Origin of the sequence: Micromonospora sp. CA-259024, assembly GCF_050936255.1 — a bacterium.
GTDB lineage: Bacteria > Actinomycetota > Actinomycetes > Mycobacteriales > Micromonosporaceae > Micromonospora.
Genome location: NZ_JBNJND010000001.1, coordinates 1,296,936 through 1,311,453, shown reverse-complemented (window position 1 = coordinate 1,311,453; position 14,518 = coordinate 1,296,936). Strand labels below are relative to the sequence as shown.

Here is a 14,518-nt window from a genome sequence, read left to right as displayed (position 1 = left end):
GATGTCAGCCCTTGACCGCTCCGACGACGACGCCCTTGGCGAAGTGCTTCTGTAGGAACGGGTAGACCAGGCAGATCGGGACGAGCGAGACGACGAGGATCGCCATCTGCAGCGACTGCTGGGGTGGCACGACCTCGCCTGGCAGGTCGGCCCCGACGGCGGTGTTGTCGATGACGTACGTGCGCAGCACGAGCTGCAGCGGCCACTTCTCGGTGGAGTTGATGTAGAGCACGGCGTTGAAGAACGCACTCCAGTAGCTGACCGCGTTGAAGAGCGCCACGACCGCGAGCACCGCACGGGACAGCGGCATCATGATGCGGACGAGGATCTGCAACTCGCTGGCACCGTCGATCCGGGCGGCGTCGATGATCTCCTGCGGCACCTCCAGGAAGAAGGCGCGCACGATGACGACCTGGAACGCCGACACCAGGGTCGGCAGGATCAACGACCAGTAGGAGTCGATCAGGCCCAACTGCTTGATGAGCAGGTAGTTGGGGATCATGCCCGCGTTGAAGAGCATGGTGAAGAGGACCAGCAGCAGGATCGGTCGGTGCCCCCAACTGCCTGGACGCGACAGCGAGTACGCCAGGAACGCGACGACCACGACCGACAGGCCCGAGCCGACCAGCGTGACCCCGATCGAGACCAGGGTGGCCCGGGTGACCACTCCGCCGCTGAAGATCGCCCGGTAGGCGTCGAGGGACGGGTTCTGCGGCCACAGGACGTAGCCGCCCGCTTCGGCGATCTGTGCCTGGTCGGCCAGGGACGTCGAGATGACCGCCAGGAACGGTGCGATCACCAGCGCGCAGCTGATCAGCAGGACGACGCCCTTGAGACCGCGTACCGCCAGGTTCGGTGCGGCGGCACCGTTGATCGTCCGGAGCTGGTGTGCTCGGGAGGAGCCGGGTAGCAGCTTCGCCGGTCCGGGCCGGCGCTTCGTTGACGTCACCATTTCGCGTACAGGCCCCTCTCCCCGAACAGGTGTGCCACCTTGTTCGCACCGAGCACCAGGATCGCCCCGACCAGGCCCTTGACCAGGCCGACCGCCGCCGAGGTGCCCCAGTTACCGCCGACGATCCCGTAGTTGTAGACGTAGGTGTCGAGCACCTCGGACGCCTCCAACCCGACCGGTCCCTGCTGGAGGAAGATCTGCTCGAAGCCGACCGAGAGCACGTCGCCGAGCTTCAGGATGAACAGCAGGATGATGACCGGTCGGATGGCGGGCAGGGTGACGTGCCAGAGCTGGCGCAGCCGGCCGCCGCCGTCGACGGCGACCGCCTCGAACAGCTCCAGATCGACCCGGGAGATCGCGGCGAGGAAGATGATGGTGCCCCAGCCGGCGTCCTTCCAGATCACCTGCGAGGTGATCAGCGCGAGGAACAGGTCGGGGTTGCCGATGACCTCGATGAGCGGCAGCTCGTGCATGCGCGCCCAGGTGTTGTAGAGGCCGGCGTTGCCGAGCATGTGCTGGAACAACGCCACCACGATCACCCAGGACATGAAGTGCGGCAGGTAGAGGATCGACTGCGCGACCCGTTTGATCCGTTCACTGAGCAGGCTGTTCAGCAGCAGGGCGAGGCCGATCGGCACCGGGAAGACCAGGGCGATCTGCAGGAACGAGATGATCAGCGTGTTGGTGAGGGCGTTGAGGAACGCCGGGTCGCCGTTGAAGATGATCCTGAAGTTGTCGAAGCCGACCCAGGGCGATTCCGCAATGGTCAGGTACGGCTGGTAGTCCTTGAACGCGATCACGTTGCCGAGCAGCGGAACGTACTGGAAGAGCAGGACCACGAACACCCCGGGCAGCCCGAGCAGGAGCAGGAAGCGGTCCCGTTTGAACCGCTGCCAACCCGACAGTCCGCGGCCGGCCCGGGCCGGCGGGCGACCCGTCGACGGTGGAGGCGCTCCGGTGGTGCCGGGGGCCTTCGCCGGGCCGGCCGCGGTCACGCCCGCCGGGGCGTGCGGGTCCGTCCCCGGTCCCCTGGGCACCACGCTGGAAGCCATCCTCGTTCCTCCTCTTCTCGCTCTTCTCGGTGACGACCTCAGTGCCGACCTCGGCGTACGACGGATCAGCCCTGCTTGGCCCGGGCCGACTCATAGTCGGCGCGCATCTGGTCCCCACCGGCCCGACGCCACGCCGTCACGGCCTCGTCCCAGTGGCTGACCGGCTTGCGACCGGAGACGATGTCGAGCTCGGCATTGTCGATGATCTTGCTGAGCTCGCCGGCCTTGTCGATCGCGACGTCCGAGTAGAGCCCCTCGGCCGGGTTGCGGACGATTCGCGGAATGACTTTCTCCTGGTACGCCCGCTGGGCGTCCACCCGGCGCCGGTCGCCCGGCCCGAGCACGTGCGGCGCGTCGGCGATGTACTCCAACGGAAGCTTCACCTCGGTGGTGCCGAGCCCGGTGCGGACCGGCACGTCGTCCTTCCAGGTGTAGTGCTGACCCTCGACGCCGAAGCGGCGGAACATGTACTCGCTGGTCCCGACGGGTGTGGCGAGCCAGTCGCAGATGCGCAGGAGCTGCCGTAGCCGGTCCGGGTCGGCCTTCTTGAAGGCGGTCAACGCGAAGATGGCCGTACCGGCGCGGTTGGTGCCCGCGCCGCCGTCGTAGCCGGGTGCGGCCATGCCGCCCACCTCGACCGAGTACGTCGTCGCGAGGGTGTCCCAGGCCGCGTAACCCTCGGAGATCACCGCGATGGTGCCGTTGCCGAACAGGTCCCGCAGGTTCAGCTTGCCGCCGACCGAGTCCGGGTGGAACAGGCCCTCCTTGTACATCTCGGTGGCCCGGGCGAGCGCCTGCTTGCGCTGCTCGGTCTCGTACTCGGAGACGAACCTGCCGCCCTCCTCCTTCCAGAGGTTCGGCACGCCGAGCATGTTGCCGACGAACTCGATGACCCGCTTGGGGTTACCGAACGCCCACCGGTTGCCCCGAGCGTCGGTCAGCCCACGGGCTAGCTGGAGGAACTCCTGGTAGTTGGCCGGATCGGGGTTCAGGCCACGCTGCCGGATCAGGTCCACGCGCGAGAACGTGATGGTCCCGACGACCGCCCGGGGCACCGGGATGGCGTAGATGCCGGAGCCGAACGCGGTGGGCAGCCACGAGTCGGTCGGGATGTTCGCCAGGAACGGGAAGTCCTTGATCGCGCTGCCCGACACCAGGTCGCTGAGGTCCGCGCAGAGCCGGGTCAGCACGTCGGCCCGGCGGGTCAACCGGGCCGAGATCGTCACCATGTCCGGCAGGTCACCGCCGGCGATCACGGTGGAGAGCTTGTTCAGGTAGTCGGCCGACGGCGTCATGGTGACGTTCAGGTTCGCGCCGAGCCGGTTGTTGAGCTGCTGCCAGAACTGGTTGCTGCCCAGCGCCGGCGGCGCCGGGTTGAACATGTTGGTCAGCACCGACACGTCCCCGGCGCCCGCACCGGGCTTGTCCCGGTACGCGTCGACCAGGGTGCGCGGATAGTTGTAGTAGCCGGCCATCAACCCGTCGGCCGAGGCCGCCAGATCGGGCTTGACCAGTTGGGACGGCAGGTAGTCGGGCAGCTTGGCGGTGGCCGGGCCCTTCGGGGCGGCCGACTCGCCGGAGCCGCATCCCGCCAACAGGCCGCCGGAGCCGGCGACGAGGGCGGCGCCTCCGGTCAGCGTCAGGAAACGGCGTCTGCTCAGATTCGGATCACGCATGGCCGACTCTCCAATCAGGGTGTCGCGGTGGGGTGGGGGACGTGCAGGACGAGCGAGACGACCTGCCACGGGGTCAGCTCCACGGTCAGCCGACCGTCCTGGTCGGGCGCCAGTCGACTGATCTCCCGCTCGTCGGCGTGGCAGAGCACAGCACGGCCGGTGGTGCCCGCCGGGTGACGCAGCCGCAGTCGGCCGGGCCGGCCGGCCAGGTCCTGCAACCGCAGCAGCAGCCCGCCGCCGCGGGCGGTGCCGACGGTGGCGTTCACCCAGTCCGGCAGGTCGAGGTCGAGCAGGGAACCCGCCGTCGCGCTCAACGGACGGACGTCGGTGTCGAACTTGTCCAGCCGGGTCACCTCGGACACGGCTGCCGCGGCGCGGACCTCCCGTCCGAAGCGACCGGCAGCGACCGGGTCGATGCCGGGAAGCGGGGTGAAGGCGTACCGGAGGGTCAGCGTCCCGTCCTGCTCCGGTGGGGTGTTGGTGGGCCAGTAGTTGTTGAGCACCCAGGAGAAGAGGGCGCTTCCCGGCTCGAAGTGCTGCGCCCAGGCCCCTCGCACGACATCGCCCACCGTGAACAGCGGAGCGTCGACGGACGTCCAGGCCACCGCCGGGCCGCCCGGGGTGCTCTCCACCACCACGCCGTACTGGGTGGTGAACCAGTCGTGGCAGGCGCCGGGTGCGTGGTCGGTGGCCGGGTCGATCCAGCCCTGTTGCCGGTCGTAGCGCACCGACGGCTGCTCGCCGTCGAACGGGAACGCCACGTAGACCGACTCCTTGGCCAGCACCCGCTGCTTCTCCAGGCGTACGAGCACGTCCACCCGGTCGGTGCCGTCGCGCAGCAGGATGTCGACCTCGACCTGCGGCAGGCTGGGACCGGCACCAACCGTGCGCAACCGCCACCCGTCGTACGTGCGGCGTACGCCGACAGGGCGCAGCCGGGCCCGGGTGACGGTCAACTCGGGCGGGTCCACCTCGACCTGCCCGCCGGCCCCCGGGCCGAGCCGCCGCCCCAACAGGGTGCTGCGCGGGGCGGGCGGGTGCACGTGCGGTACGGAGGTGTGTTCGAGGTGATTTCCCCGGGTCAGCGAATCGGGGCCGTTGCGGACGTAGAGGACCTCGCCGAGCCGCCAGGGCGCGGACGGGTCGAGCAACTCCCGATCGGTGGGCCGGTGCCGCAGACCGGTCACCGCCCCGGTGGCCGGGTCGAGGGTGACCAGCCAGCGCGCGGTTTCCAGGTTTGCGGGCACCGGGCCCCACGCACCGTCAGCGGCGTCGGCACCGATGGCGGTGGTGCCGTCCTCCGCGCCGGGGGCGAGGGTACGGGCGGCGCCGATGGGCAGCGCCCGGTAGCCGAACGCGGGAACGTCGGGCACGGTGAGGCGCAGCGTCCGTAGCCCGTTGCAGTCGGCGAGCACCTCGGCGGGCAACGGCTCGCCGTCGAGCAGGAACGGGGCGCCGGGCAGCGCCTCCACCTCGACCTCGACGTCGCGCTGCCAGGCGAGCGGGTTGTGCACGAGCAGGGTGGGCCCCTGGGTGTGCACCAGCTCGCCGAGCTGGCTGAGCGCCCGACGGGTCTCGTCCAGCGCGGTCCGCAGCGCGGTGTGCACCTGGTGCCGCTTCCAGTCAAGCTGGTCGTGGACCTGCCCGCCGTGCGGGTGGGCGGTGCCGTGTGCCCACGTCCAGGTGTGCTCGCAGCCGAACAGCGCGCCGTCCCAGGCGGCGTCGAGGGCGTCGCGGCGTACGCGGTAACGGGGGTCGGCGAGAGTGACCATCGCGGCGATCCCCTCGGCGGCGGGCAGGGCGCTCTGCACCCGCCGGTGCTCCGCGGTGACCGTGGCGCCGGTGCCTACCCCGTCCTCCCAGTAGCTGCCGCCGTCGCCGCGCCAGACCGGCAGCCGGTCGGCCAACGGACGGACCGCGTCCAGGTAGTCGGCCATCGTGGAGACCCGGATCCGGGGGTACGCGTAGACGGCGTTCCACCGGTCGGCGAAGCCGGCGTCGCCGTCGGCCAGATCCTCGTTGTCGGCGTGTGTGCCGATCACCGCGAGATCGCTGGGCAGGTAGTCGGCCCGCTCGTAGCGGGCGAGCAGCCGGGGGAAGGCGTGCGCTCCGCCGGCGAGGGTCTGCGGGTCACCGGCCATGAACCGCAACTGTGAGTAGGTGTCGGAGAAGTGGGTGAGGATTCGCTCGCCGCCGACACCTTCCCACATCACCGGGCTGGCCAAGTGCTGCTCGTCGCTGTCGGCGTTGCCGCCACGGTGGTGGTTCTCGATGCCGACGAACGCGTTCACGCCGAGTGCGCTCAGCATCGACGGCAGGGCGGAGCTGTACGACGGGACGTCGGTGAGATTCGCGTAGCTGACCGGTACACCGTGCTCCTCGCGGAGCCGTGCGGCCAGGTAGGCGGCGCGGTACGTCTCCTCCAGGCTGGCCACGCCGGAGAGGAAGAGGCTGTGGAAGGCGTTCACCGCCAACCGTCCGGAGCGCAGCGCCGCGAGCAACCGCTCGGCCCGCTGCGCGGAGCGGGTGGCCAGGTATTCGGCGACCACCAACGAGCCGTCGACCGAGAAGGCGAAGCCGGGATCGCGGTCGAGCTGGTCCAGCGCCCGGTCCAGGTTGCGGCTGTGCAGCTCCAGCACTTTGCCCTGCACGTCGGTGTAGCCGACGTCGAGGTGCACGTGCGGGATCAGGTGCAGCGTCCACTTGCGCGGCGGGCGCAGGTCGACCCTGCTGGGCGTACCACCGTCGAGGCTGACCTCGGCGATGGTGCCGGCGGCCGGCTCCGGGACCGGGAACCGCACCCGGACGTCGCCGAAGTGCCGGCCGGGGCGGTGCAGGTCCAGGAGGTGACGCTCGGCCCCGACGCGCACCTCGGCCTGCCGGGGCCAACCCGCCTGCGCCGGCACCGAGACGGTCAGCTCCAACAGTTCCCGCAGCCCCTGTTCGGCGCGCAGGAAGAGCGGGGTGGCGACGAGTTCCACCGTGGGATCGGCCGGTTCGGGCCCGCTCGCCGGGCGCAGGGTGAGGCGGTGCCAGGTGATTCCGCTACCGAAGTGGTTGCCGAACTGCTCGCGGTGGCGGCGGGGCTCGTCGGCCGGCTCCACCGGCCCGGTCGCCGCGGCGACGTCCATCGTGGTGGTGATGGCGATGGTGTGCTCGCCCGGCCCGAGCCAGGCCGCCGGCAGGCGTACGTCGAGGGTCACGTCGCCGGCGATCGGCCCGTGCCGGTAGGTCTCGGAGCGGTCGGCGCGCCGGACCCGGGGGTGGAACAGCCCTCGGTGTGCCCCGTCGACCTCGATCTCGAGGTCGGGGCAGGGGCCGTGACCGGCGGCGAATTCCAGCCTGAGCACCCAACCGGCAGCCGGCACGGCACCCGGCGGGACGTGCAGCGGCACCTCGACGCGGTGGGGTTGCCAGCCGGTGCCCGCGTTGAGCGGCCCGGGCTGGAACGCCGGCAGGTCCACGCCGGGGACGGCGAGCGTCGCGGTCAGTTCCGTGGTGGGCGCGGCCACAGCGCTCACCTACCGCAGCCCGGGCAGGTCGAGCACGCTGCCGTGCTCGGTCAGCGCCGCGGCCAGGTCCGGGTAACGGTAGTCCTGCACGGGCTGGCCGGTCCGGACGGACTGGGCGGCGAGTTCGCCGCACGCCTCGCCGAGCATCCCGTAGTTCGGCTCCATCCGGGGCGAGGAGTAGCCGATGTGACTGGCCGAGAAGCACAGCGGTACCGCGATGTTCTCGATCCCGCCCGCGGCGGGGAAGAGACACTCGGCGGGGATCTGGTAGAGGTCGACGGGCGGGTTGCTCTCGGTGCCGCTGAGCGTGCCCTCGCCGACGATCGTGTCGTCGCCCTCGGCGTAGTACTGCACGATGTGGCAGTCCATGCCGTATTTCCAACAGCAGACCGGTGTGGCGGTGGTGTTGTTGGGCTTGAGCAGGTCGTGTTGGGTGAGCACCTTCGCGCCGACCATGCGGCGGCCCTCCCGGATGTAGAGGGCGTGCGGGAACCCGGGCCCGTACGGGCTGTCCACGAACTCGTCGGTGGGCAGGCCGAAGGTCTGGGCGTCGGCGCGGAAACTCGGCGGCAGCGAGGGGTCGTTGGCGAGCCAGTAGAGCATGCCCTGGTGCCAGCGGACCTGCTCGGCGATGACCTCCTCGCGGCGGCTCCAGCTTCCGTCCGGGTAGGCCCAGGAGGCACCGGGCAGGTCGAAGCCGATGAAGAGGGCCTGGTTGGTCTGGTATTTGCCGTTGGGCAGCAGTGCGGTGTGCGTGACGATCGACGAGAGCCCCGCGACCCCCCGCTGCTCGATGAGTTGGCGCAGGTAGAGGTAACGCTTCGGGTCGTAGTCATCCGGCCTGGGGAAGGGCAGCCGCTCGGCCTCGCGGGTGAGCACGCCACGGAAGTTGTACGCCTGGACCTTGTCGTCGCCCTCACCGGCCACCATGCGGGGTGCCGAGCCGACCGGGTAGAGGGTGTTGGGCCGAAACGGCCCCCGCCGGTACGCCTGCACCGGCTGAAAGCCGGCGTACGGCTCGTCGTACTGGCTCGCCGGTTCCCGGCCCACCGTGTAGGGCACGCCGGCGGCGGCCATCAGGTCGCCCTCGTAGGAGGCGTCGATGAAGAACCGGGCGCGGTGCCAGCCGTCGGCGGTGCGGATCGCGGTGATCCGCCGGCCGGTGACCTCGACGTCGGCGGGCCCGTGGATGCGGTGCCGCAGCAGGACGGTGGCCTGCGCCTCGGCGAGCAGCCGGCTGGCGACCCGCTCGGCGACCCTGGGCTCGAACAGGTACTGCGCGCCGTCGAGCTGGAACGGGGCGCTGTCGGGGCCGTACTCCGCGGCGATGCCGCCGAAGAACCGGCTTCGGGTCAGCCCGGCGTGGGCCTCGTCGACGTTGGGGCCGTCGGACTTGACCAGGCCGCCGGCCACGATGCCACCGACGTGACCGGTCGGCTCCAGGATGAGGCTGCGCAGTCCCCTCAGCCGCAGGCGCACCGCGGCCATGATGCCGGCGAGGGTGGCGCCGTAGATGACCACGTCGTACCGGTCGTCGAGGTCGGCCGGAGTCGTCTCCGCACCGGCGTGCTGTGCGTCCATCGGTCGTTCCTCCTGCGGTCAGGCCGGGCGGGCGATCTGCGGGCGGGGGGTGCGCGGCAGCGGCGGCGCGAGCAGCGGCGTGGCACCCTTGGCGGCCTGGGACGGTCGGGTGCGCCGGATCTCGTCGGGCCAGGCCAGGGGGATGCCGAGCGTCCCGCCGAGCAACCCCTGGAAGTCGGTGGTCAGGGCGGCGGAGTCGGCCACGGCCGCGGGTTCGTGCCCACCACTGAGGCAGTACGCGGCCAGCGCGCCGACCGCCTCACCGATGCTCCACTCGACCGGGTGCAGCCGGTAGCAGCCGTTGGTGATGTGGGTGGTGCCGATGTTCTTGTTGGCCGGCAGCAGATTGCGTACGCGGATCGGGATCAGCGCGCCGAGCGGGATCTGGAACGGGTAGCACTCGAGGTTGACGTAGTTGATCCCGGCGGTGCTCGGGTGCAGGTCGATGTTGTAGTGCCCGACGCCGACCGCGTCGGTGAACACCTGCGACCCGGCGCCCTCCGGGCGGTCGGTGACCGCCACGTGGTGCTCCAGCACGGTGAACCGGGCCCGGATGCGCCGTGACTCGCGGACGTAGACGCTCTTGGCGAGGCCGTCGTCGGTGTCGGTCAGGTCGGGGCGCAGCCGCAGGCCGGGGTAGCCGTGGCCGCCGTCGGGGCGCGGGGCCTCGGTCTGCATCCAGTGCAGGTACGACAGTGAGAGCTCCCGGCAGCGCCGCAACGCGCGTTGCCGCGCCGTCTCGTCGATGCCGGGGCCGACGAGTGGGGCCTCCCAGTAGTCGATGTTGGGCCAGTTGACCAGGGTGATGTCGGTGTCCACCAGGTCGGGTTGGAACTGGGTGCGGGCGCGGATGCGCCGGAAGTGCCAGAGGTCGGGCAGCCGCACCGCATCCATGTCGCCCTCGAAGATGCGGTTCACCTTGCCCGCCATCGTGTGGATGTCGATCTTTTCCCAGGAGAGTTGGGGGCCGGGCCAGAACGGGTCCACGTGGTTCTTCCAGTGGTCGTACGACGCGGGCCGATCCACCACGTGTTCCTCACCGGGCCGGTACTCCAGCGGGAAGCACCAGGTGACGGCCTGCTGGTCGGTCGGGTCGGCGACCGGGGCGGCGTACCGCTCGCCGGTCTCGTCCTGGGACTCGGCACCGACGACGTGTTCGACGCCGGCCAGTTCCAGCAGGTCACCCAGTTCCGTGGCGTCGGCGACCAGCGCGGCCGTGACGGTGAGCCGGCCCCCGGTGCGCCGGTTCTCCAGGGTCACCGCGGTGATCCGGTCGCCGTCGGTGGCCGCCGCCACCGGGACGTGGTGGTACAGCACCGTGATCCGGCCGGCGGAGACGTAGCGCATCAGCATCTCGTCGATGACCGCGACGCCGACGCGGGGTTCGTGGCAGAGCCTGCTCACGTTGCCCAGCCCGGGGTTGAGGGTGAGGTCGGCGGCCGCGGTGTCCCGCAGTGGGTAGTTGCGCCGGTAGTAGTCGCGGATTCGGCCGCGAAGCTCGCGGTAGCCGGGCGAGATGTGCCCGGTCTCGATCCAGGGGTGTTCGTCGGAGGGCACGGCCTGGGCGGTGAGCTGCCCGCCCAGCCAGTTCGTCTCCTCGGTGAGGATGACCTGCCGGCCGAGCCGTGCGGCGGTCAGCGCGGCGGCGACACCGCCGAGTCCACCGCCGACCACCAGCAGGTCGGTCGCCCGCTCCGCTCCCCCGGTCATCGTCGCGCCCCCCGCTCGACTCCGACCGCCGGGCGGCCCGTCCGGCCGTCGGCCCAGCAGGGCGAAATCCTCTGCACGTTCATCGCCACCCATCACTCCATGGATTGCTAATGTATTTGCGGATGTTGCTTGTTTCTGGATTGCGGCTACGTTACATCCGTTCGTCAGAGTGATGTCAAGACGTCTTTTACGGCAATCTTTAGCGCCATGTCCAGAGTGGATTGAATTAGCAATTATCAGCACCTGTACAGCGGCAGGCGCCGATGCTAGAACCAGAAGTCATGACCTCAACACCCGCGCTCCCCGGCCTGCACCACTGCCTGCCCACCCCGCCCGCGGAGGCCACACCGCAGGTCCGGGAGGCCGACGTCGTCGTCTACGGCGCGACCTCCGGCGGTGTGACAGCAGCGGTGCGGGCCGCCCGCGCCGGAGTGACCGTGGTGCTGCTCGCCCACGGCGACCACATCGGTGGTATGAGCGCGTCCGGGCTCGGCACCACCGACGTGGGCCGGGCGGCGACCGTGGGCGGCCTGGCCCGACGCTTCTACGACCGGGTCGCCGCCGTCTACCACGCGCCGGCCCTACACTGGGACGTCGAGGCACGGGTGGCCGAGGAGATCTTCGACAGCTGGCTGGCCGCCGCCGGGGTCCGCGTACACCGGCGACAGCGGCTGACTTCCGTACGGTGCGAATCCGGCCGGATCGTCGAGCTGGGCACCGACGACGGAAACCGCTACCGGGCGGCCGTCTACGTCGACGCGTCCTACGAGGGTGACCTGATGGCCGCGGCGGGTGTCAGCTACACCGTCGGGCGTGAGGCCGCCAGCCACTACGGCGAGCCGTTGGCGGGAGTGCAGCACAGCGTGAACCATCAGTTCGAGCGGCCCGTCGACCCGTACGTCGTTCCCGGTCAACCGGACAGTGGCCTGCTACCCGGCATCGCACCGGACCCGTACGGCGCCGTCGGTGACGGTGACCGGCGGGTGCAGGCGTACAACTTCCGGCTGCACGTGACGACGTCGCCCCGCCGGATACCGTTCCCCCGCCCCGACGGCTACGACCCCAGCCGCTACGAGCTGCTGCGCCGCTACATCGAGGCCGGCGTCTTCGAGCTGTACGGGCGTACCACCCGGGTGCGCGGCGACGTGTTCGACATGAACAACCACGGCGCCTTCTCCTCGGACCACATCGGTGCCAACTACGAGTGGCCGGAGGCGGACCACGCGCGCCGTGAGGAGATCTTCCAGGACCACGTGCGCTACCAGGCCGGGCTGCTGCACTTCCTGGCCAACGATCCCCGGCTGCCGGCCGCCGTGCGGGACGCCACCCGCGAGTACGGTCTCGCCCCGGCCGAGTTCACCGACACCGCGCACTGGCCGCACCAGCTCTACATCCGCGAGGCCCGCCGGATGGTCTCCGACTACGTCATCACCCAGCACGACGGCAGCGGGCGGGCGAGGGCGGACGACCCGATCGCCCTGGCGTCGTACGTGATGGACTCGCACAACACCAAGCGGGTGCTGCTCGACGGGGTCGTCCGCAACGAGGGAAACGTGCAGCATCCGCTCACCGTGCCGTTGGGCATCCCGTACCGGTCGGTGGTCCCCCGCGCGGCGGAGTGCGCGAACCTCCTGGTCGCCTCGGCCATCTCGGCCTCGCACGTCGCGTTCGCCTCGGTCCGCATGGAACCGGTCCTGATGATGGTGGGCGAGGCGGTCGGCGCGGCCGCCGCCCAGGCGACGGCGGACAAGGTCGGGGTGCAGGAGGTCGAGTACGAGTCGCTCCGCAAGGATCTGCTCCGCGCAGGTGCGATCCTGACCTGGCCACCGTCCGTCTAAGGAGGATGACGCGTGACGAAGCAACGCAGCCGCGGCTCACGCCAGGCGGACATCGCCCGCGAGGCCGGGGTGTCCCAGTCCACGGTCTCGATGGTGCTCAACGGTGCCGGCGACCTCGGCAGGATCTCCGCTGAAACCCAGCGCCGGGTGCTCAGCGCGGCCCGCCGCCTGCGTTACACCCCCAGCGGCCCGCCGCGGCCCGCCCCGGGCAGCAGACAGACCCCACTGCTGCTCGGGGTGCACACCTTCGAGCCGATCTTCCCGACCAGCGCCCGCGACTACTACTTCGAGTTCCTCCAGGGTATTGAGGAGCAGGCGGCGGTCGACGGATGCAACCTGGTGCTGTTCACCGCCGCCCAGGACGAGGCCGGTGTACGCCGGATCTACCGGGGTGGCGTGAACGGGCTGCGCCAGGCCGCCGGCAGCCTGCTCCTCGGTCACCACGCGCACCGCGACGACCTGGCCCGGCTCGCCACCGACGGGCATCCGTTCGTCTACATCGGTCACCGCGAGGTGCCCGGTGCGGAGATCTGTTACGTGGGTGGCGACTACCGCGCCGCGACCGGCCGAATGGTCGACGACCTCGTCGCCATGGGTCATCGTCGTTTCGGGTACCTGGGCGAGGTCGTCCGGTACGAACCGCAGGTGGACCGCTGGGAGGGCTTCGCCGCCGCGCTGGAACGGTTCGGGCTGCCGGTTCCCCCTCCCGCCTTCGACCGGCCGGAGGAGTTGACCGCTCAGTGGCTCGACGAGGCGCTCGCCGCCGGCACCACCGCCGTGCTGGTCGAGTCGGTCAGCCTGCTGCGGGTCCTCGCCGCGATGATCGCGCTGCGGGGTCTGACCGTCCCGCACGACCTCTCGGTCGTCCTGCTGGTCGACGATCCCGGCGGTGACGTCGGCGGCCGGTCCTGGGCGTCGCTGCACACCCCCCGCAACGCGATGGGCCGCCGGGCGGTCCGACTGCTGACCGCCCAGCTGACCGACCCCGCCGGTGAGCACGAACGGCAGATCCTGCTGCCCTGTACGCACACCCTCGACGGGACCACCGCGCCACCCCCGGCAAGCCGGGCCGCAGCTGGCCCCGGCTGACCGGTGCGGCGTCCTGCCTCTTGACGTCCCGGTGGGAGCGCTTCAAGATCAGCTGGAGCGGAGCCGCGCGCACGGCGGGCCGCCCTAGTCGGGTGTGGTGGACAGTTGCTGGGCGCATTCGGTCTGACCGAGCTTGAGGAGACGATCTACCTGGAGCTGGTGCGCGGCCGGCCGGGCAGCGCGAGCGAGCTGTCCGAGCGGGTCGCCACCAGTGTGGACGAGGCTGAGCACGCGCTCGACGCCCTCGCCCGGGTCGGGCTGGTTCGCCTGATCGCCGGCCGCGCCGGTGCCGCCCCGCCCGACCTCGCCATCGAGTCGCTGCTCAACCAGCGGATGCGCGAGCTTCAGGAGGCGCGGGTCGGCCTGTGGGACTGGCTGCGGCAGCAACGCCCGGCGGACCCGATGGACCAGGACGTCCAGTTGGTCGTCGGCGTGCCCGCGATCATGCAGGCGTTCGACCAGTTCCTGCGCGGGGCGCAGGAGGAGGTGCTCGGCTTCGACCGCCCGCCGTACGCGGCCGTGCTGCAGGACAACCCGACCGAGGTCGAGATGCTCGGCCGGGGCGTCGCCTTCCGCGTCGTGTATGACCGGCGAGGGCTGGAACGGCCGGGTGCGGCGGCCCACATCGGCCGGTTCGTCGCCGCCGGGGAACAGGCACGGGTAGCCGCGAACGTGCCCGGTAAGCTGGCCGTCGCCGACCGCCGGGTGGCCCTGATCTCCTTCCCCGCCCGCTCCGAGAGCATCGAACCCTGGGCGCTCGTGGTCCGTGGCACCACCTGGGTGGAGGTGCTCGTGGCGCTGTTCGGCGAGGTGTGGGACCGGGCCACGCCGCTGCGACTCGCCCCGGCCACCGCCGTGATCGACGACGTCGAGCGGCAGAGCACGCCCACCCCCGTCGACCGGCAGATCCTGTCGCTGCTGATGACCGGGTTGCCGGACAAGGCGGTCGCCTCCCAGCTGGGCATCTCGCTGCGGACTGTGCAGCGGCGGTTGCGGCAGTTGATGGACACGACCGGCAGCGCCACCCGGATGCAGCTCGGCTGGTTCATCGCCCGCAACGACTGGCTCTGAACCGGGAGTGGGGGCCTGCCGACCCGGCGGGGTCGGC

The 14,518-nt window shown here is 70.9% G+C and carries 9 protein-coding genes; 3 read left to right on the top strand and 6 right to left on the bottom strand.

Annotated elements, in window-relative coordinates:
* Positions 1-4: 4 nt before the first annotated feature.
* From ACQEUX_RS05295 to ACQEUX_RS05270, 6 genes are all read right to left on the bottom strand, one after another.
* Positions 5-952: a carbohydrate ABC transporter permease gene (locus tag ACQEUX_RS05295; protein WP_433041985.1), complete on the bottom strand. Its 948-nt coding sequence runs from the start codon at positions 950-952 to the stop codon at positions 5-7.
* Complete coding sequence (locus ACQEUX_RS05290; protein WP_433041982.1) at positions 946-2,004, bottom strand: ABC transporter permease; 1,059 nt, start codon at positions 2,002-2,004, stop codon at positions 946-948. Before ACQEUX_RS05290 ends, ACQEUX_RS05295 begins: the two co-directional genes overlap by 7 nt.
* Before the next feature lie 65 nt (positions 2,005-2,069).
* On the bottom strand, positions 2,070-3,680 hold the full coding sequence (locus ACQEUX_RS05285) for an extracellular solute-binding protein (protein WP_433041979.1): 1,611 nt from the start codon (positions 3,678-3,680) through the stop codon (positions 2,070-2,072).
* A gap of 14 nt (positions 3,681-3,694) precedes the next feature.
* Positions 3,695-7,192: a hypothetical protein gene (locus ACQEUX_RS05280; protein ID WP_433041976.1), complete on the bottom strand. Its 3,498-nt coding sequence runs from the start codon at positions 7,190-7,192 to the stop codon at positions 3,695-3,697.
* A gap of 9 nt (positions 7,193-7,201) precedes the next feature.
* Entirely contained in the window at positions 7,202-8,773 is a 1,572-nt protein-coding gene (locus ACQEUX_RS05275) for an FAD-dependent oxidoreductase (protein ID WP_433041973.1), read from the bottom strand.
* 18 nt (positions 8,774-8,791) lie between these two features.
* Positions 8,792-10,483 (bottom strand): FAD-dependent oxidoreductase, encoded by a 1,692-nt coding sequence (locus ACQEUX_RS05270; RefSeq protein ID WP_433041970.1) that lies wholly within the window; start codon positions 10,481-10,483, stop codon positions 8,792-8,794.
* A gap of 281 nt (positions 10,484-10,764) precedes the next feature.
* Here ACQEUX_RS05270 and ACQEUX_RS05265 point away from each other — a divergent pair, with 281 nt between their 5' ends.
* The 3 genes from ACQEUX_RS05265 to ACQEUX_RS05255 all read left to right on the top strand — a co-directional run bounded on the left by ACQEUX_RS05265 (position 10,765) and on the right by ACQEUX_RS05255 (position 14,481).
* Entirely contained in the window at positions 10,765-12,321 is a 1,557-nt protein-coding gene (locus ACQEUX_RS05265) for an FAD-dependent oxidoreductase (protein WP_433041967.1), read from the top strand.
* 12 nt (positions 12,322-12,333) lie between these two features.
* Positions 12,334-13,410 carry a LacI family DNA-binding transcriptional regulator gene (locus ACQEUX_RS05260; RefSeq protein ID WP_433041964.1) on the top strand — a complete coding sequence of 359 codons (1,077 nt, stop codon included), beginning with the start codon at positions 12,334-12,336 and terminating at the stop codon, positions 13,408-13,410.
* A gap of 105 nt (positions 13,411-13,515) precedes the next feature.
* On the top strand, positions 13,516-14,481 hold the full coding sequence (locus tag ACQEUX_RS05255) for a helix-turn-helix domain-containing protein (RefSeq protein ID WP_433041961.1): 966 nt from the start codon (positions 13,516-13,518) through the stop codon (positions 14,479-14,481).
* Positions 14,482-14,518: the final 37 nt, after the last annotated feature.